The organism is Klenkia terrae (assembly GCF_037083865.1).
GTDB lineage: Bacteria > Actinomycetota > Actinomycetes > Mycobacteriales > Geodermatophilaceae > Klenkia > Klenkia terrae.
Genome location: NZ_JBAPLV010000003.1, coordinates 228,400 through 246,151, shown reverse-complemented (window position 1 = coordinate 246,151; position 17,752 = coordinate 228,400). Strand labels below are relative to the sequence as shown.

At 74.0% G+C, this 17,752-nt stretch carries 19 protein-coding genes; 1 reads left to right on the top strand and 18 read right to left on the bottom strand.

The window, feature by feature from the left end; genetic code table 11:
- Positions 1 to 27: 27 nt before the first annotated feature.
- The 11 genes from rpoZ to pyrR all read right to left on the bottom strand — a co-directional run bounded on the left by rpoZ (position 28) and on the right by pyrR (position 11,646).
- Positions 28 to 291 (bottom strand): DNA-directed RNA polymerase subunit omega, encoded by a 264-nt coding sequence (gene rpoZ, locus UXQ13_RS05010; RefSeq protein ID WP_014741310.1) that lies wholly within the window; start codon positions 289 to 291, stop codon positions 28 to 30.
- Between the two features lie 46 nt (positions 292 to 337).
- Positions 338 to 907, bottom strand: a complete 570-nt coding sequence (gene gmk, locus UXQ13_RS05005; protein WP_225231849.1) for a guanylate kinase — start codon at positions 905 to 907, stop codon at positions 338 to 340.
- A gap of 35 nt (positions 908 to 942) precedes the next feature.
- Entirely contained in the window at positions 943 to 1,269 is a 327-nt protein-coding gene (gene mihF / locus UXQ13_RS05000) for an integration host factor, actinobacterial type (protein WP_091245213.1), read from the bottom strand.
- Between the two features lie 216 nt (positions 1,270 to 1,485).
- A complete protein-coding gene (gene pyrF, locus UXQ13_RS04995) occupies positions 1,486 to 2,367 on the bottom strand; it encodes an orotidine-5'-phosphate decarboxylase (RefSeq protein ID WP_225231850.1) in 882 nt (293 codons plus the stop codon).
- Entirely contained in the window at positions 2,364 to 3,362 is a 999-nt protein-coding gene (locus UXQ13_RS04990; RefSeq protein ID WP_225231851.1) for a dihydroorotate dehydrogenase, read from the bottom strand. Before UXQ13_RS04990 ends, pyrF begins: the two co-directional genes overlap by 4 nt.
- Positions 3,359 to 4,417 carry an iron-sulfur cluster-binding protein gene (locus tag UXQ13_RS04985; protein ID WP_225231852.1) on the bottom strand — a complete coding sequence of 353 codons (1,059 nt, stop codon included), beginning with the start codon at positions 4,415 to 4,417 and terminating at the stop codon, positions 3,359 to 3,361. The genes UXQ13_RS04990 and UXQ13_RS04985 overlap by 4 nt, the downstream gene beginning before the upstream one ends.
- Positions 4,414 to 7,749, bottom strand: coding sequence for a carbamoyl-phosphate synthase large subunit (carB, locus tag UXQ13_RS04980; RefSeq protein ID WP_225231853.1), 3,336 nt, complete (start codon positions 7,747 to 7,749; stop codon positions 4,414 to 4,416). The genes UXQ13_RS04985 and carB overlap by 4 nt, the downstream gene beginning before the upstream one ends.
- Positions 7,736 to 8,851 (bottom strand): glutamine-hydrolyzing carbamoyl-phosphate synthase small subunit, encoded by a 1,116-nt coding sequence (gene carA / locus UXQ13_RS04975; protein WP_225231854.1) that lies wholly within the window; start codon positions 8,849 to 8,851, stop codon positions 7,736 to 7,738. The genes carB and carA overlap by 14 nt, the downstream gene beginning before the upstream one ends.
- Positions 8,848 to 10,131 (bottom strand): dihydroorotase, encoded by a 1,284-nt coding sequence (locus UXQ13_RS04970; RefSeq protein ID WP_336391877.1) that lies wholly within the window; start codon positions 10,129 to 10,131, stop codon positions 8,848 to 8,850. The genes carA and UXQ13_RS04970 overlap by 4 nt, the downstream gene beginning before the upstream one ends.
- Positions 10,128 to 11,045 (bottom strand): aspartate carbamoyltransferase catalytic subunit, encoded by a 918-nt coding sequence (locus UXQ13_RS04965; protein ID WP_225231856.1) that lies wholly within the window; start codon positions 11,043 to 11,045, stop codon positions 10,128 to 10,130. The genes UXQ13_RS04970 and UXQ13_RS04965 overlap by 4 nt, the downstream gene beginning before the upstream one ends.
- Positions 11,038 to 11,646, bottom strand: coding sequence for a bifunctional pyr operon transcriptional regulator/uracil phosphoribosyltransferase PyrR (pyrR, locus tag UXQ13_RS04960; protein ID WP_336391876.1), 609 nt, complete (start codon positions 11,644 to 11,646; stop codon positions 11,038 to 11,040). The genes UXQ13_RS04965 and pyrR overlap by 8 nt, the downstream gene beginning before the upstream one ends.
- Before the next feature lie 202 nt (positions 11,647 to 11,848).
- Between pyrR and bldD the strand changes: the two genes are divergently transcribed.
- On the top strand, positions 11,849 to 12,388 hold the full coding sequence (gene bldD, locus UXQ13_RS04955; protein WP_225231858.1) for a transcriptional regulator BldD: 540 nt from the start codon (positions 11,849 to 11,851) through the stop codon (positions 12,386 to 12,388).
- Between the two features lie 70 nt (positions 12,389 to 12,458).
- On the opposite strand, the gene nusB is transcribed toward bldD, so the two are convergent.
- Genes nusB through aroC form a run of 7 tightly spaced genes read right to left on the bottom strand, consistent with a single transcriptional unit; the run spans position 12,459 to position 17,743 of the window.
- On the bottom strand, positions 12,459 to 12,866 hold the full coding sequence (nusB, locus tag UXQ13_RS04950; RefSeq protein WP_225231859.1) for a transcription antitermination factor NusB: 408 nt from the start codon (positions 12,864 to 12,866) through the stop codon (positions 12,459 to 12,461).
- A gap of 3 nt (positions 12,867 to 12,869) precedes the next feature.
- The gene (gene efp / locus UXQ13_RS04945) at positions 12,870 to 13,430 is read right to left on the bottom strand and encodes an elongation factor P (protein ID WP_225231860.1); all 561 of its coding nucleotides are present in this window, start codon (positions 13,428 to 13,430) and stop codon (positions 12,870 to 12,872) included.
- A complete protein-coding gene (locus tag UXQ13_RS04940; protein WP_225231861.1) occupies positions 13,431 to 14,498 on the bottom strand; it encodes a M24 family metallopeptidase in 1,068 nt (355 codons plus the stop codon).
- On the bottom strand, positions 14,498 to 14,932 hold the full coding sequence (gene aroQ, locus UXQ13_RS04935; protein ID WP_225231862.1) for a type II 3-dehydroquinate dehydratase: 435 nt from the start codon (positions 14,930 to 14,932) through the stop codon (positions 14,498 to 14,500). The genes UXQ13_RS04940 and aroQ overlap by 1 nt, the downstream gene beginning before the upstream one ends.
- Complete coding sequence (gene aroB, locus UXQ13_RS04930; protein ID WP_225231863.1) at positions 14,929 to 16,032, bottom strand: 3-dehydroquinate synthase; 1,104 nt, start codon at positions 16,030 to 16,032, stop codon at positions 14,929 to 14,931. The genes aroQ and aroB overlap by 4 nt, the downstream gene beginning before the upstream one ends.
- Positions 16,029 to 16,565 carry a shikimate kinase gene (locus tag UXQ13_RS04925; protein ID WP_225231864.1) on the bottom strand — a complete coding sequence of 179 codons (537 nt, stop codon included), beginning with the start codon at positions 16,563 to 16,565 and terminating at the stop codon, positions 16,029 to 16,031. Before UXQ13_RS04925 ends, aroB begins: the two co-directional genes overlap by 4 nt.
- Positions 16,562 to 17,743: a chorismate synthase gene (aroC, locus tag UXQ13_RS04920; protein WP_225231865.1), complete on the bottom strand. Its 1,182-nt coding sequence runs from the start codon at positions 17,741 to 17,743 to the stop codon at positions 16,562 to 16,564. The genes UXQ13_RS04925 and aroC overlap by 4 nt, the downstream gene beginning before the upstream one ends.
- Between the last annotated feature and the right edge of the window lie 9 nt (positions 17,744 to 17,752).

Here is a 17,752-nt window from a genome sequence, read left to right as displayed (position 1 = left end):
GTTTCCTCACAACGGGGGTGTCGGCGTTCAGTTCTCGCCGGCGGTGTGGGTCAGCAGGCCCTCGTTGATCTCGCGCAGCGCGATCGAGAGGGGCTTCTCCTGGGGGGCGGTGTCGACCAGCGGGCCGACGTACTCCAGCAGGCCCTCGGAGAGCTGGCTGTAGTAGGCGTTGATCTGGCGGGCCCGCTTGGCCGCGTAGATGACCAGGCCGTACTTGCTGCTGGTGCGCTCGAGCAGCTCGTCGATCGGCGGGTTGGTGATGCCCTCGGGGGCAGGTGCGACTCCGGACACGGGCGGGTGAGCTCCTCGGTAGGACGGGTTGCGCGGGGGGCGATCGTCAGCCCGCGGGTGGCGCAGTCAGCAAGAGTACCAACTCGTCCGCGGCGCGGGCCAGGTCGTCGTTGACGACCACCACGTCGTAGTCGTCGACGGCGGACATCTCCGACCGCGCGATGGCCAGCCGGCGCTCGATGACCTCCGGCGGCTCGGAGCCGCGACCGGTCAGCCGGACGGCCAGCTCCTCGAACGTGGGCGGGGCCAGGAAGACCAGCTGGGCGTCAGGGGCGGTGGCCCGGACCTGGCGCGCGCCCTGCATCTCGATCTCCAGCAGGGCCGGCAGACCGAGGGCCAGCTGCTCCTCGACCGGCCCGCGGGGGGTGCCGTAGCGGTTGCCCGCGTACTCGGCCCACTCCAGCAGCCCGTCGTGGGCGACCAACCAGTCGAAGTGCTCGGCGTCGACGAACAGGTAGTGCTCGCCGTCCACCTCGCCGGGCCGGGGGGCCCGGGTGGTCACCGACACCGACACCCACACCTCGGGGTGGCGGCGGCGGACCTCGGCGACCACGGTCCCCTTCCCCACCCCCGAGGGTCCCGACAGCACCGTCAACCGGGCGCGCGGGGCGGCCACGTCGGGCGTTCCTCGGAGGGGGGTGGGGACGGGGCTCAGGCGGACTGCTCGCCGGCGAACTCGGCCTCCAGCGCCTTGCGCTGGTTGGCACCGAGCCCGCGGACCCGGCGGGTCGGCGAGATCTCCAGGCGCTCCATGATCTTGGCGGCGCGGGCCTTGCCGACGCCGGGCAGCGACTCCAGGACGGCGGAGACGCGCATCTTGCCGATGATCTCGTCGGTCTCGCCCTGCTTGAGGACGTCACCGACGGTGGTGCCCTTGCCCTTGAGCTTCTCGCGGAGCTCGGCACGGACCTTGCGGGCGGCAGCGGCCTTCTCGAGGGCTGCGGCGCGCTGTTCGGGGGTCAGCTGAGGAAGGGGCACGGGGCAACCCAATCGTTTCTCTGCCGGCGGTGGTGACCGTCGGTGGCGGATCTCGGTGTGTGGGGGGTCGAGCAGGGGGCCGTGGCCCGGGCTGCTCGAGGCCTGGGCGTCAACCTAGTCACCCGGGGACGGCCTGGTCACCGGCACCCGGTGCGCCGGCGCCGCCCGCGGTGTGCTGGGCCGCGTCCCCCGGTCCCGGGTCGATGTGACGCTGCGTCATACCGCCAGCTCAGCGGCCCACCGCTGTGCAGCGCCGCGGAGGGCGGCGACGTCCGGACCGGTTCCGAGGACATCCCGGGAGACCGTGGGGACGACGGCCCGGCCGGCGCCGAACAGCCGCCGCAGGTCGGCCGGGGTGCCGCCCTGGGCGCCCAGCCCGGGGGCCAGCACCGGCCCGCGCAGGCCGTCGAGGTCGACGTCCAGCTCGGCCAGGGTGGCGCCCACGACCACGCCGAAGGAGCCGGTGTGCGCCCCCCACCGGCCCTGCAGGTCCGCGTGCGCCCCGGGGTCCGGTGCCGGGTCACCGACCAGCCAGCCCGGGTCGTTCCAGCCGGCGACGGTGTCCACCACCGCCTGGGCGACGGTGCGGCCGTCGGCCAGGCGGGCGTGCTGGAAGGTGGCCGCGTCCGGGTTCGACGTGCGGGCCAGCACGAACAGCCCGCCACCGTGCGCGCGGGCGGTGCGCACGGCCGGCTCCAGCGACCCCGGGCCGAGGTAGGGGCTCACGGTGAGCGCGTCGACCTGCATCGGGTGCCCCGGTGCCAGCACGTCGGCGTAGCCGGCCATGGTGGAGCCGATGTCGCCGCGCTTGGCGTCCAGCAGCACCAGGGCGCCCGCCGCCCGGCAGGTCGCCACGGCGTCCTCCAGGACCAGCAGGCCGCGGGCGCCGTGCCGCTCGTAGAACGCCGACTGCGGCTTCAGCACCGCCACCGTGCCGGCCAGCGCCTCGACCACCGCGTCGGTGAACCGGCGCAGGCCCTCGACGTCGTCGGTCAGCCCCCAGGCGGCCAGCAGCTCGGCGTGCGGGTCGATGCCCACGCACAGCGGCCCGCGGCGGGCCACGGCGTCGGCCAGCCGCGCCCCGAACGGCGCGGTCACCGGCCGTGCCGTCCGGCCGGCACCTCGTCGGGGGCCCGGTGGGCGTAGCCGACCGCGTCGGCCAGCCGGCCGAACCCGCGCTCGCCCAGCGCCTCGGCGAGCTCGGCGTGGATCCGGGCCGGGGCCGACGGGTCGTTGAAGACCGCGGTGCCCACCGAGACCGCACCGGCACCGGCGAGGATGAACTGCAGGGCGTCCAGGCCGGTCCGGATGCCGCCCATGCCCAGGATCGGCACGTTGGGCAGCGCGGCGTGCACCTGCCATACGCAGCGCAGCGCGACCGGCCGGATCGCCGGACCGGACAGCCCGCCGGTGACCCCGCCGAGCACCGGCCGCATCGTGTCCGGGTCGATGACCAGGCCGAGCAGCGTGTTGATCATCGACAGGCCGTTGGCGCCGGCGTCGGCGCACGCCCGGGCCACCGCGACGATGTCGGTGACGTCGGGGGTGAGCTTGGCGTAGACCGGGTGCGCCGGGTCGGCGGCCTCCCGCACGGCGGCGACCACCGCGGCCGAGGCGTCGGGGTTGCAGGCGAACACCTCGCCGCGGCTCTCCACGTTCGGGCAGGAGATGTTGACCTCGATGCCCAGCACGCCGGGGGCCCCGCGCAGCCGGGCGGCCAGCTCGGCGAAGTCCTCGGTGCGGGCACCGGCGATCGACACGAAGGACCGGACGCCGCGCTCGGCCAGCCAGGGCAACTCGTCCTCCAGCAACCCGTCGATGCCCGGGCCCTGCAGGCCGATCGAGTTGATCATCCCGCTGGGGGTCTCGGCCATCCGCGGGGTGGCCCGCCCCGACCGCGGCCGCAGCTGCACCGACTTGGTGACCACCGCACCGATCGAGGTGAGGTCGAAGAACGGGTCGAGCTCCCGGCCGAACGCCGAGCAGCCCGAGGCGGTCAGCACCGGGCTGACCAGCGGGACGCCGCCGACGGAGGCCTGCATGTCGACGCTGGGCACCTCGACCTCGGCCAGCTCGAGCTCGGGCAGGGTCACGGCGTCTCCCCCGTCGGGGCGGTCGGGTGGGCCGCGGTGTCGGCACCGGGCTCGGCGGACGGCTCGGGCTCGGGGGCCTCGTCGAGAGCAGGGGCGTCGGGCGGGTGCGGCAGCGCCATCGCGTCGGCGCCGACCAGGTCCGGGGGCAGCGTGCCGACGTCGGCGAACCGCACCCGGTCGCCGGCGAAGACCGGTCCCTCCACGCAGGACCGGGCGAAGCGGGACCGGCCGTCGGCGCCGACCACCGGCAGCACGCAGGTCATGCAGACCCCGACCCCGCAGGCCATGGACTCCTCCACGGCCACCCAGGAGGGCACCCCGCGGTCGGTGGCCAGCCGGGCCACCGCGGCCAGCATCGGCATCGGCCCGCAGGCGTAGACGGCGCCGGCGCCGCTGACCAGGTCGGCGACCGGACCAGTCACCCGGCCCGGCCGGCCGGCGCTGCCGTCGTCGGTGGTGACCACGAAGGGGGCGGCGACCGCGGCGAGGTCCTCCACCGAGCACAGCCGGGCCGCGTCGCCGGCACCGACGACCGCGGCCACCTCGTGCCCGCGGGAGCGCAGCAGGCCACCGAGGCCCACCAGGGCGGCCGCGCCGTAGCCGCCGCCGACCAGCAGCGTCGGCGTGCCCGGCGGGGGCAGCGGGAACGGTCGGCCCAGCGGGCCCACCACGTCCACCTCGTCGCCCGGGCGCAGCCCGGCCAGCCAGGTCGACCCGGCCGCGCGGGCGCTGACGACCACGGAGAACCGGCCGTCGCCGACCCCGGCGATGGCGATCGACCGGCGCAGCAGCATGGCCGAGGTCGGCCCCCCGACGGCGAACGCCACGAACTGGCCCGGCTGGGCCACCTCGGCGATGTCGGGGGCCTCCAGGGTCAGCTCGGTGTAGGCGCTGACCGGCCGGGAGCCGACCACCACGGCCAGGCCCTGCACCGGGGCGTGCTCGGCCGGCGGGGCCGGCTCGCCCAGCGGCTCGGTGCGGGACCCCGGGACCGGCGGCAGCACCCGGTCGCCCGAGGGCAGCTGCACCAGGCGGGTGCCCGACCCCTCGGTCACGACAGCGCCCCGGCCCGGCTGGCCGCCAATGCCTCGGCGCGGCTCGCCGCGAGGGCGGCGTGCAGGTCCTGCAGGCTGCGCACCCCGATGTCACCCCGGCGGAGGGACTCGACGCCCTGCACCGCGGCCGCCATGCCCTGGACCGTGGTGATGCACGGGATCCCGGCGGTCACCGCGGCCGTGCGGATCTCGTAGCCGTCCAGCCGTGGCCCGGAGTTGCCCGGGGCGCCGAACGGGGTGTTGACCACCATGTCGACCTCCCCGGCCAGGATCGCCTCGACCACGTTGCCCGGCCCGTCGGAGTACTTGCCGACCACCGTGCAGGGCACGCCGTTGCGGCGCAGCACCTGTGCGGTGCCGGCGGTGGCCAGCACGGTGAAGCCGAGGTCGGCCAGCCGCTTGACCGGGAAGACCGCCGAGCGCTTGTCCCGGTTGGCCAACGACACGAACACCGTGCCCTCGGTGGGCAGCGACCCGTAGGCGGCGGCCTGGGACTTGGCGAAGGCGGTGCCGAACTCGGCGTCCAGGCCCATCACCTCACCGGTGGACTTCATCTCCGGGCTGAGCACCGTGTCCACGCCCATGCCGTCGATGGTGCGGAACCGGTTGAACGGCAGCACCGCCTCCTTGACCGCGATCGGGGCGTCGTCGGGGGTGTCGGTGCCGTCGCCGGTGGCCGGCAGCACCCCGGCGGCCCGCAGCTGGGCGATGGTCTCCCCCACCGCGATCCGGGCCGCCGCCTTGGCCAGCGGCACCGCGGTCGCCTTGGACACGAACGGCACGGTGCGGCTGGCCCGCGGGTTGGCCTCCAGCACGTAGAGGACGTCGTCCTTGAGCGCGTACTGCACGTTCATCAGCCCGCGCACCCCGATCCGCGCGGCCAGCTTCTGCGTCGCAGCGCGGATGGCGTGCAGGTCGGTGGACCCCAGCGTGATCGGCGGCAGCGCGCACGCCGAGTCGCCGGAGTGGATGCCGGCCTCCTCGATGTGCTCCATGACCCCGCCCAGGTACAGGTCGGTGCCGTCGTAGAGCGCGTCGACGTCGATCTCCACGGCGTCCTCGAGGAACCGGTCGATCAGCACCGGGTGGTCCGGGCTCACGTCGGTGGCCTTGGCGAGGTAGGCCTCCAGCGTGGCGTCCTCGTAGACGATCTCCATGCCGCGCCCGCCCAGCACGTAGGACGGGCGGACCAGCACCGGGTAGCCGATCGACGCGGCGATCTCGCGGGCCTCGTCGAACCGGAACGCGGTGCCGTGCTTGGGCGCCGGCAGACCGGTGTCGGCCAGCACCCGGGAGAACTCGGCGCGGTCCTCGGCGGCGTCGATGGCCTCCGGGGCGGTGCCCAGCACGGGCACCCCGGCGTCCTTGAGCCGCTGGGCCAGCGCCAGCGGCGTCTGCCCGCCCAGGGTGCAGATGACCCCGGCGACCGGGCCGGCGGCGCGCTCGGCCTCGACGACCTCGAGCACGTCCTCGAAGGTGAGCGGCTCGAAGTACAGCCGGTCGGCGGTGTCGTAGTCGGTGGAGACGGTCTCGGGGTTGCAGTTGACCATCACCGCCTCGTAGCCGGCGTCCTGCAGGGCCAGCACGGCGTGCACGCAGGAGTAGTCGAACTCGATGCCCTGCCCGATCCGGTTGGGCCCCGAGCCGAGGATCAGCACCGCCGGCTTCGTGCGCGGGGCGACCTCGGTCTCCTCGTCGTAGGTCGAGTAGTGGTAGGGCGTGGTCGCGGCGAACTCGGCGGCGCAGGTGTCCACGGTCTTGTAGACCGGCCGGATGCCCAGCCGCCAGCGCAGCGTGCGGACGCCGTCCTCGCCGGCCAGCTCCGGGCGCAGCGCAGCCACCTGGCGGTCGCTGAGGCCGTGCCGCTTGGCCCGGCGCAGCAGCTCGGGGGTCAGCGAGGGCGCCTCCCGGACCGCGGCGCCGATCTCGGTCACCTGCAGCACCTGGTCGACGAACCAGGGGTCGAAGCCGGACGCCTCGGCGACCGCCTCGACGGTGGCGCCGGCGGCCAGGGCGCGCTCGGCGACGTAGAGCCGGCCGTCCAGCGGGGTGCGCAGCTGCTCGACCAGCTCCTCGGCGGTGGCCTCGGGCTGGGCGGGGCCGGTCCAGAAGCCGACCTGCGGGGTCTCGGTGGACCGCATCGCCTTGCCCAGGGCCTCGGTGAAGTTGCGGCCCATGCTCATGACCTCGCCGACGCTCTTCATCGTCGTGGTGAGCCGGGGGTCCGCGCCGGGGAACTTCTCGAAGGCGAACCGCGGGATCTTGACCACGACGTAGTCCAGCGTCGGCTCGAACGCCGCCGGGGTCACCTTCGTGATGTCGTTGGTGATCTCGTCCAGGGTGTAGCCGATGGCCAGCTTGGCGGCGATCTTGGCGATCGGGAAGCCGGTCGCCTTGGAGGCCAGCGCGCTGGACCGGGAGACCCGCGGGTTCATCTCGATGACGACCAGGCGCCCGTTCTCCGGGTTGACCGCGAACTGGATGTTGCAGCCGCCGGTGTCCACGCCGACCGCGCGGAGCACGGCGATGCCGACGTCGCGCATGTGCTGGTACTCGCGGTCGGTCAGCGTCATCGCCGGGGCCACGGTCACCGAGTCACCGGTGTGCACGCCCATCGCGTCGATGTTCTCGATGGAGCAGACGACGACCACGTTGTCGGTGTGGTCGCGCATCAGCTCGAGCTCGTACTCCTTCCAGCCCAGCACCGACTCCTCGATCAGGACGGTGTGGACCGGGGAGTCGGCCAGGCCGTGCCCGGCCATCCGGCGGAGCATGGCCTCGTCGGTGGCGAACCCCGAGCCCAGCCCGCCCATGGTGAAGCTGGGCCGGATGACGACCGGGTAGCCGACCTCGGCGGCGGTGGCCAGGGCCTCCTCGACGGTGCCGCAGACCGTCGAGCGCGGGGCGTCGGCGCCGATCGACCGGACGATGTCCTTGAACAGCTGCCGGTCCTCGCCGCGGTTGATCGCCTCGGCGTCGGCGCCGATCAGCCGGACGCCGTACTTCTCCAGCACCCCGTTCTCCTGCAGCGCCAGCCCCAGGTTCAGGGCGGTCTGGCCGCCCAGGGTGGCCAGCAGCGCGTCGGGGCGCTCGGCGGCGATGACCTTCTCGACGAACTCCGGGGTCAGCGGCTCGATGTAGGTGGCGTCGGCCACCTCGGGGTCGGTCATGATCGTCGCCGGGTTGCTGTTGACCAGGCTGACCCGCAGGCCCTCGGCCTTGAGCACCCGGCAGGCCTGGGTCCCGGAGTAGTCGAACTCGCAGGCCTGGCCGATGACGATCGGGCCGGACCCGATCACCATCACGTGCGAGATGTCGTCACGCTTCGGCACGGTTGTCCTCCATCAGGTCCACGAAGCGCTGGAAGAGCGGGGCCGCGTCGTGCGGACCGGCCGCGGCCTCGGGGTGGAACTGCACGCTGAACGCCGGCACGTCGAGGCAGCGCAGGCCCTCGACCACCTGGTCGTTGAGCCCGACGTGGCTGACCTCGACCCGCCCGTAGGGGGTGTCCGACGCCCGGTCCAGCGGGGCGTCGACGGCGAAGCCGTGGTTCTGGCTGGTGACCCGCACCGAGTCGGTGACCCGGTCCAGCACGGGCTGGTTGAGCCCGCGGTGGCCGAAGGGCAGCTTGTAGGTGCCCAGCCCCAGCGCGCGGCCGAGGATCTGGTTGCCGAAGCAGATGCCGAACAGCGGCCGGCGGGCGTCCAGCACGCCCTTGACGGCGTCCACGGCGTAGTCGCTGGCCGCCGGGTCGCCGGGGCCGTTGGACAGAAAGACGCCGTCCGGGCCGGCGGCCAGCAGCTCGGCCGCGGTGGCCGTGGCCGGCAGCACGTGCGTCTCGACGCCCAGCTCGGCCAGGTGCCGGGGCGTGGCCGCCTTGATGCCCAGGTCCAGCGCCGCGATCGTGTACTTCTTCTCCCCCACCGCCGGGACGACGTAGGCCGCCTCGGTGGTGACCTCCGGGGCCAGGTCCGCACCGCTCATCGACGGCGCCGCGAGCACCTGGGCCAGCAGCGCGTCGGCGTCCAGCACCTCGGTGGAGATGCCGACCCGCATCGCGCCGCGGTCACGCAGGTGCCGGGTCAGCGCCCGGGTGTCCACCCCGCTGATGCCCACCACGCCGTTGGCGACCAGCTCGTCGTCCAGGGTGCCGGTGGAGCGCCAGTTGGCCGGCCGGCGGGCCGGGTCGCGCACCACGAACCCGGCGACCCAGATCCGGCGGGACTCGTCGTCCTCGCCGTTGACCCCGGTGTTGCCGATGTGCGGGGCGGTCATCACGACCACCTGGCGGTGGTAGCTGGGGTCGGTCAGCGTCTCCTGGTAGCCGGTCATCCCGGTGGAGAACACCGCCTCGCCGACCGTCGTCCCGGTCGCCCCGTAGGACTCGCCGCGGAACGCGCGGCCGTCCTCGAGCACGAGCAGCGCTTCACTCACTTCTGGACCTTCCCGTCGAGGACCGACAGTTCTCCGCGCAGCAGCGTGTGCACCACGCGGGCGGGCAGCTCGCGCCCGGCGTAGGGGCTGTTGCGGCTCTTGCTGGCCAGCGCGGCCGGGTCGACCACCGCGCGGGCGGAGGGGTCCAGCAGCACCAGGTTGGCCGGCTCGCCGACCGCGATCGGCCGGCCCTGCCCGGCCAGCCGGCCGATCTGCGCGGGCCGCACCGACATCCGGTCGGCCACCTCGCGCCAGGTCAGCAGCCCGGTGTCGACCATCGTGTCGACGACGACGCTCAGCGCCTGCTCCAGCCCGAGCATCCCGGGCCGGGCCGCGGACCACTCGCACTCCTTGTCCTCGCCGGCGTGCGGGGCGTGGTCGGTGGCGACGGCGTCGATCGTGCCGTCGGCCAGCCCGGCCCGCAGCGCCGCGACGTCCTCGGCGGTGCGCAGCGGCGGGTTCACCTTGAACGTGGCGTCGTAGCCCTCGGCCTGGGCGTCGGTGAGCAGCAGGTGGTGCGGGGTGACCTCGGCGGTGACCTGCACCCCGCGGGACTTGGCCCACCGGATCAGCTCCACCGAGCCCGCCGTCGAGACGTGGCAGACGTGCAGCCGGGCGCCGACGTGCTCGGCCAGCAGCACGTCGCGGGCGATGATCGCCTCCTCGGCGACCGCGGGCCAGCCGGTCAGCCCGAGGCGGGCGGAGCGGTCGCCCTCGTGCATCTGGGCGCCGACGGTCAGCCGGGGCTCCTCGGCGTGCTGGGCGACGACGCCGTCCAGCGCCTTGACGTACTCCAGCGCCCGGCGCATGAGCGCGGGGTCCGAGACGCACTTGCCGTCGTCGGAGAACACCCGCACCCGGGCGGCGCTGTCGGCCATCGCGCCGAGCTCGGCCAGCTGCTCGCCGCCCAGCCCGACGGTCACCGCGCCGACCGGGACGACGTCGACCAGCCCGGCGTCGTTGCCCAGCCGCCAGACCTGCTCGACGACGCCGGCGGTGTCGGCCACCGGGTCGGTGTTGGCCATCGCGTGGACGGCGGTGAAGCCGCCCAGCGCCGCGGCCCGGGAGCCGGTGAGCACCGTCTCGGTGTCCTCCCGGCCGGGCTCGCGCAGGTGGGTGTGCAGGTCGACCAGCCCGGGGAGGACGACGAGGCCGGTCGCGTCGATCGTGTCGGCCGTCGTGGACAGCGACTCCCCGATCGCGGCGATCACGCCGTCCTTGACCAGGATGTCGACGGCGTCCTCGCCGTAGGGCCGGGCGCCCTTCAGGAGCAGGGTCATGCGGGGCCTCCGAGCAGCAGGTAGAGGACGGCCATGCGCACGCTGACGCCGTTGCCGACCTGCTCGACGATCGTCGAGCGGGGTGAGTCCGCGACGTCCGCGGCGATCTCCATGCCGCGGTTCATCGGGCCGGGGTGCATGACGATCGCGTCGTCGCCGAGCTTGGCCATGCGGGTGGCGTCCAGGCCGTAGCGGCGGCTGTACTCCCGGGCCGACGGGAAGAACGACGCGTTCATCCGCTCGGCCTGCACGCGCAGCATCATCACCACGTCGGCCTGCGGGAGGACGGCGTCCAGGTCGTAGCTGACCCTCACCGGCCAGGACCCGACGCCGACGGGCAGCAGGGTCGGCGGGGCGACCAGGGTGACCTCGGCGCCCAGCGTGTGCAGCAGCCAGACGTTGGACCGGGCCACCCGGCTGTGCAGCACGTCGCCGGTGATGACCACCTTGACGCCCTCCAGCCGGCCCAGCCGCTGCCGGATCGTGTAGGCGTCCAGCAGGGCTTGGGTGGGGTGCTCGTGGGTGCCGTCGCCGGCGTTGACCACGCTGCCGGCCACCCAGGTGGCCAGCCGGTGCGGGGCGCCGGAGGACCCGTGCCGCACGACGATGCCGTCGGCACCCATCGCCTCCAGGGTCAGCGCGGTGTCCTTGAGGCTCTCGCCCTTGGAGACGCTGGAGCCCTTGGCGGAGAAGTTGATGACGTCGGCGCTCAACCGCTTGGCGGCCAGCTCGAAGCTGATCCGGGTGCGGGTGGAGTCCTCGAAGAACAGGTTGACCACGGTGCGCCCGCGCAGGGTGGGCAGCTTCTTGACCTCGCGGCCGGCCAGCGCGGACTCGATCTGGGCGGCGGTGTCGAGCACCAGGGTGGCGTCGGAGCGGTCCAGGTCGGCGGACTCGAGCAGGTGCCTACGCATCGGTGACGGTCACCCCGTCCTCGCCGTCGACCTCGGCCAGCCGCACCCGGACCTGCTGGGTGCGCGACGTCGGCACGTTCTTGCCCACGAAGTCGGCCTTGATCGGCAGCTCCCGGTGCCCCCGGTCGACCAGTACGGCCAGCTGGACGGCGCGCGGGCGGCCGACGTCGCGCAGGCCGTCCAGGGCGGCCCGCACCGAACGGCCGGAGAAGAGCACGTCGTCGACCAGGACGACGAGCCGGCCGTCGATGCCGGCGTCGGGCAGCCGGGTGTCCTCCAGCGCACGGACGCCGCGGGTGCGCAGGTCGTCGCGGTACAGGGTGATGTCCACCGTGCCCACGTCGACGGCGGTCCCGGTGAACGCCTCGATCCGGGCGGCCAGCCGGCGGGCCAGCGGGGCGCCGCGGGTGGGGATGCCGACCAGGACGAGGTCGGCCAGGCCGTCACCGGTCGTGGTGGAGCCGGCCGCGCGCTCGATGAGCTGGTGGGCCATCCGGTCCACCACCCGCGTCACGTCGTCGGCGGTGAGCAGTGGTTGGCCTGAGGTGGATCCGGGCACGGCGTCGGTCAAGGTCGATGGCTGTGGTTCGTGCAGCACCATCAGGCCTCCTTCCCCGCCTCACGGGACGGGTCGTTAAAGGAGTGGTTTGGTCCACCGAGGACGCTAGCGCACGGCCCGATGTGACCTGCATCGGTCGGTCCTCACCCGTCCGAGGTGCTCGACGTGCTGTGCACCACCGATATCGAGTACTCTCCGTCACCAGCAGGCGCCACATCCGACGACACTGAGTGAGCAGGACACGATGAGCACCGACTACTCCCGAGCGCTGGGCGCTCGCCTCCGGGCGATCCGGAACCAGCAGGGTCTCTCGCTGCAGGGTGTCGAGGACAAGTCGCACGGCCGCTGGAAGGCCGTCGTCGTCGGGTCCTACGAGCGGGGGGACCGCGCGGTGACCGTGCAGCGGCTCTCCGAGCTCGCGGTGTTCTACGGCGTCCCGGTCGCCGAGCTGCTGCCCGACCCGCGGCCCAGCTCCGCGATCACCAAGTCCACCAAGATCGTGCTGAACCTGGAGTCGCTGGGCTCGCTGCCCGCCGACGAGGCCGGCCCGCTGGCCCGCTACGCCTCGACCATCCAGGCCCAGCGGCACGACTACAACGGCAAGGTGCTGTCCATCCGCACCGAGGACCTCAAGTCGCTGGCGATCATCTACGACATGAGCCCGGACGAGCTGACCACCCGGCTGATCGAGTGGGGCGTGCTCTCCCCCGGCGCCGACGGCAGCATCTACACCGACGAGGACGAGACCGAGGACTGGGGCGACCGCCGCCGCAACCCCCGCTGAGCACACCCACGCACGACGAAGGGCCCCTCCCGGTGCGGGAGGGGCCCTTCGTCGTCTGTCAGCCCGTGGCTCAGCTGGTGGGGATCTGCGCCTGCAGGACGCCGCTGAGCACGCCGTTGACGTAGCCGGACGAGTCGTCGGTGGACAGGCTCTTGGCCAGCTCCACCGCCTCGTCGATGACCACCGCGTCGGGGACGTCCTCGACCCAGAGCAGCTCGAAGACCGCCATCCGCAGGATCGCGCGGTCCACGTCGGGCAGCCGGTCCAGCGACCAGCCCTGCGCGTGCTCCTCGATCAGCCGGTCGATGTCGGCCGAGTGCTCGACCACGCCCTCGACCAGCCGGACGGTGTGCTCGCCGATCGGCGGCTGGCCGTCGGCGATCCGCTCGCGCAGCAGCGGGAGGATGTCGCCGCCGCGCAGGTCGGCCTCGTAGAGGACGTCGACCGCGCGCTTGCGCGCCTTGGAACGGGCAGCCATGTGCTAGCTGACCCGGCCGAGGTACCGGCCGTCGCGGGTGTCGACCTTCAGCTTCTCGCCGGTGGTGATGAACAGCGGTACCTGGATCTCGGCGCCGGTCTCCAGCGTGGCCGGCTTGGTGCCGCCGGTGGAGCGGTCGCCCTGCAGGCCCGGGTCGGTGTGGGAGACGACGAGCTCCATGGTGACGGGCAGCTCGATGAACAGCGGCACGCTGTCGTGCACGGCCACCATGGCCTCGGTGTTCTCCAGCAGGTAGTTCGCCGCGTCGCCGACGGTGGCCGCCGACACCGGGATCTGGTCGAAGGTGTCGCCGTCCATGAAGACGAAGTCGGCGCCGTCCTTGTACAGGAAGGTCATCGTCCGCTTGTCCACGGTCGCGGTCTCGACCTTCAGCCCGGCGTTGAAGGTCTTGTCCACGACCTTGCCGCTGAGCACGTTCTTCAGGGTGGTCCGCACGAACGCGCCACCCTTGCCCGGCTTCACGTGCTGGAAGTCGGTCACGGTCCACAGCTGTCCGTCCAGCTTGAGGACGATGCCGTTCTTGAGGTCGTTGGTGGTAGCCATCTAGAGAACCAGCAGTTCCTTGCTCGTGAGGGTCAACAACTCGGGCTCGTCGGCCGTGACGACGAGGGTGTCCTCGATCCGGACACCGCCGTGCCCGGGGAGGTAGACCCCGGGTTCCACGGTGACGGCCATGCCGGCGGCCAGGGTACCCGCGCCCAGCGCCGAGATGCCCGGAGCCTCGTGGATCTCCAGGCCCACCCCGTGGCCGAGGCCGTGGGTGAAGTGCTCGCCGTGGCCGGCCGCGGCGATGACGTCGCGGGAGGCGGCGTCGACCGCGGTGACCTCGACACCGACCCCCAGCGCCGCCCGGCCGGCGGCCTGGGAGGCCTGCACCAGGGCGTAGACCTCGGTCTGCCAGTCCGCGGCGTGCCCGAGCACCAGGGTGCGGGTCATGTCGGAGTGGTAGCCGTCGAAGGTGGCCCCGAAGTCGAGCTTGAGGAAGTCCCCGCTGCGCAGCTCGGTGCCGTCGGGGCGGTGGTGCGGGATCGCGGAGTTGGCGCCGGTGGCCACGATGGTCTCGAAGGACACCGCCTCGGCACCCAGGGCGAGCATCCGGGCGTCGAGCTCGCGGCCGACCTCGCGCTCGGTGCGGCCGGGCCGCAGCGCGCCCTCGACGGCCAGCTCGGCCAGCGCCCGGTCGGCCACGGCGCAGGCCCGGCGCAGCGCGTCGACCTCGTCGTCGTCCTTGACCGCGCGCAGGTCCTCCACCGCGCGCTGCACGCTGACCAGCTCGGCGCCGTCGGCCGCCGCGGTGAGCGCCCGCAGCCCGTCGACGGTGACCACGTGGGACTCGTAGCCCAGCCGGCCGGTCGCCGTCCGGGCCAGCGCGGTGGCCGTGGCCCGGTCGACCAGCAGCTCCACGTCGGGGACCTGGGTGCCGGCCTGGGTGGTGTACCGGCCGTCGGTGCCGAACAGGTCGGCCCCGTCGGCCCGGACCAGCAGCGCGCCGTTGGAGCCGGTGAAACCGGTCAGGTACCGCACGTTGAGCAGCTCGGTGACCAGGACGGCGTCCAGCCCGCGCTCGGCCAGCACGGCGCGCAGCCGCTCCCGGCGTCCGGCGTGGTCCATCAGCGGACGCCCCGGTCGGCCAGGTAGCGCAGCGCCGCCTCGTAGCCGAAGACGCCGAGCCCGGCGACCACGCCGTCGGCGACGGCGGACACGTAGGAGTGGTGCCGGAAGGGCTCGCGGGCGTGCACGTTGGTGATGTGCACCTCGACGACCGGGGCGTCCACCTGGGCCAGCGCGTCGCGCAGCACGACCGAGGTGTGCGTCCACCCGGCGGCGTTGACCACCACGGCGGTGCCGGTGTCGGCGGCCTCGTGCACCCAGCCGAGCAGCTCGGCCTCGCTGTCGGTCTGCCGGACAGCGACGTCCTGACCCAGCTCGGCGGCCACCGCCTCGATCCGGGCGACCAGGTCGGCGTAGGTCGTGGTGCCGTACTTCTCGGGCTCGCGGCTGCCCAGCCGGCCGAGGTTCGCGCCGTTCAGCACGACGATGCTCACGGTGTCGCCTCCACTGCGGCCCAGGCTGTCCGCAGCCAGGCCTCGTCGGGATCGGTCAGGATGCCGGGGGCGCCGAGCCCGTCGAGGACGACGAACCGCAGCGCGGCCCCCCGGGACTTCTTGTCCACCGCCATCGCGGCGCGCAGCCGGTCGAAGTCGCCGGCGTAGCTCACCGGCAGGCCCATGGCACCGACCAGCTCACGGTGCCGGTCGGCGTCGGCCCGGGGAAGCCGGCCGGCGGCGACACCGAGCTCGGCGGCGAACACCAGGCCCACCGCGACCGCCTCGCCGTGCCGCCAGCCGAAGTCCTCGGCCTTCTCGATCGCGTGGCCGAGGGTGTGGCCGTAGTTGAGGAACTCCCGGCGCCCGGTGTCGTAGAGGTCCTCGCCCACCGCGTCGGCCTTGACCTGGATCGCCCGGGTGATCAGCTCGGTGGTGGCGCGGCGCCCGGTGGGGTCGGCGGCCAGCAGGTCGAGGATCGCGTCGTCGGCGATGAAGCCGCACTTGACCACCTCGGCCAGGCCCGACCGGAACTCCGGGTCGGGCAGCCCGTCGAGGGTGTCGGTGTCCACCAGGACGGCGACCGGTGGATGGAACGCGCCCACCAGGTTCTTGCCGGCCTCGGTGTTGATCCCGGTCTTGCCGCCGACCGCGGCGTCCACCATGCCCAGCAGGCTGGTGGGCACCTGCACGACCCGCACGCCGCGCAGCCAGGTGGCCGCGACGAACCCGGCGAGGTCGGTGACCGCTCCCCCGCCGACGCCGACGACGGCGTCGGTGCGGGTGTGGCCCAGCCGGCCCAGCTCGGTCCACAGCCCGGCGGCGACCTCGGCGGTCTTGGCCGCCTCGCCGTCGGGCACCACGACCGCCTCGGCGGCCAGCCCGGAACTCTGCAGCAGGGCCACCGCCTCGCCGGCCAGCGCGGCGGTCGACGCGGTGTGCACCACCGCGGCCCGGGTCGCCCCGGCCAGCACGGTCTGCGGGAGCAGGGCCAGCTCCTGGCGGACGCCGGGGCCGACCACCACGTCGTAGGGCCGGTCGCCGGCCACGGTGATGGTCGACCGGTCGCCGGGACGCAGGTCAGGCGGCGGGGCGGTCACGGGGCGGTGCCCACGGTCGGCAGGGCCGCGACGACCTCGGCGACCACGGCACCGACCGGCCGGCCGCCGGTCTGCAGGTGCAGGGTGGCCACCTCGCCGTACAGCGGCGCCCGCGTCTCGAGCATCTGGCGCAGCATCTGCCGCGGGTTGACCCCGAGGATCGGCCGGTCGCGGGACAGCCCGACCCGCTTGGCCGCGGTGGGCAGGTCGACGTCCAGCCAGACCACGGTGCCGCCGGCCCGGCCGTGCTCCACGAGCAGCGCGCGGGTGTGGGTGCTGGTCACGGCGCCGCCGCCGAGGGCCAGGACGCCCTCGTGCTCGGCCAGGGCCCGGGCGACGGCGCGCTCCTCCAGCGCCCGGAAGTGCGCCTCGCCGTGGGTCACGAAGACGTCGGCGACCGAGGTGCCGGCCTGCGCCTCGACGTCGTGGTCGGTGTCGCGGAACGCGGTGCCCAGCTCCTTGGCCAGCCGGGTGCCCACGGTGGTCTTGCCCGAGGCCGGCGGACCGACCAGCACCACCCGCGGGGCGGTCACCGCCACGTGAGCCCGTCCAGGTAGGCGGTCACGTTGCGGCGGGTCTCGGGCACCGAGTCACCGCCGAACTTCTCCAGGACGGCGTCGGCCAGCACCAGGGCCACCATCGCCTCCATCACCACCGAGCCGCGGGGCACCGCGCAGGCGTCGCTGCGCTGGTGGATCGCCTCGGCGGCCTCGCCGGTGGTGGTGTCCAGCGTGGCCAGGGCGCGGGGCACGGTGCTGATCGGCTTCATGGCCGCCCGCACGCGCAGCACCTCGCCGTTGGTCATGCCGCCCTCGATGCCGCCGGCGCGGTCGGTGCGCCGGGCGACGGTGCCCGGCCCGGTCACGTCGATCTCGTCGTGGGCCACCGACCCGCGGCGGCGGGCGGTCTCCAGGCCGTCGCCGACCTCGACCGCCTTGACCGACTGCACGCCCATGAGCGCACCGGCCAGCCGGCTGTCCAGCCGCCGGTCCCAGTGCACGTGGCTGCCCAGGCCCGGCGGCAGGCCGTGCACCACCACCTCGACGACGCCGCCCAGGGTGTCGCCGCTGTCGTGCGCGTCGTCGATCTCGGCCTGCATGCGGGCGCTGGTGGCCGGGTCGACGCAGCGCACCGGGTCGGCGTCCAGCGCGTCGGAGTCGTCGGGGCCGGGCAGCACGCCGTCGGGGGCGGTGACCGCGCCGATGCCGACCACGTGGCTGACCACGCGGACACCCAGGACCTGGTGCAGGAACGCCTCGGCGATCGCGCCCAGCGCGACCCGGGCGGCGGTCTCCCGGGCGCTGGCGCGCTCGAGCACGGGCCGGGCGTCGTCGAAGCCGTACTTCTGCATGCCGGCGAGGTCGGCGTGCCCCGGCCGCGGCCGGGTGAGCGGTGCGTTGCGGGCCCGGTTGGCGATCAGCTCCGGGTCGACCGGGTCGGCCGCCATGACCGTCGTCCACTTGGGCCACTCGGTGTTGCCCACCTGGACGGCGATCGGGCCGCCCTGGGTGCGGCCGTGCCGCACCCCGCCGGTGAGGGTGACGACGTCCTGCTCGAACGCCATGCGGGCGCCCCGACCATGGCCCAGCCGGCGCCGGGCGAGCTGGGCGTCGAGGTCGGAGGTCTGCACCTCCACGCCGGCGGGGAGTCCTTCGAGGATGGCGGTGAGCTGTGGGCCGTGCGACTCACCGGCGGTCAGCCAGCGCAACATGGGGTGGAG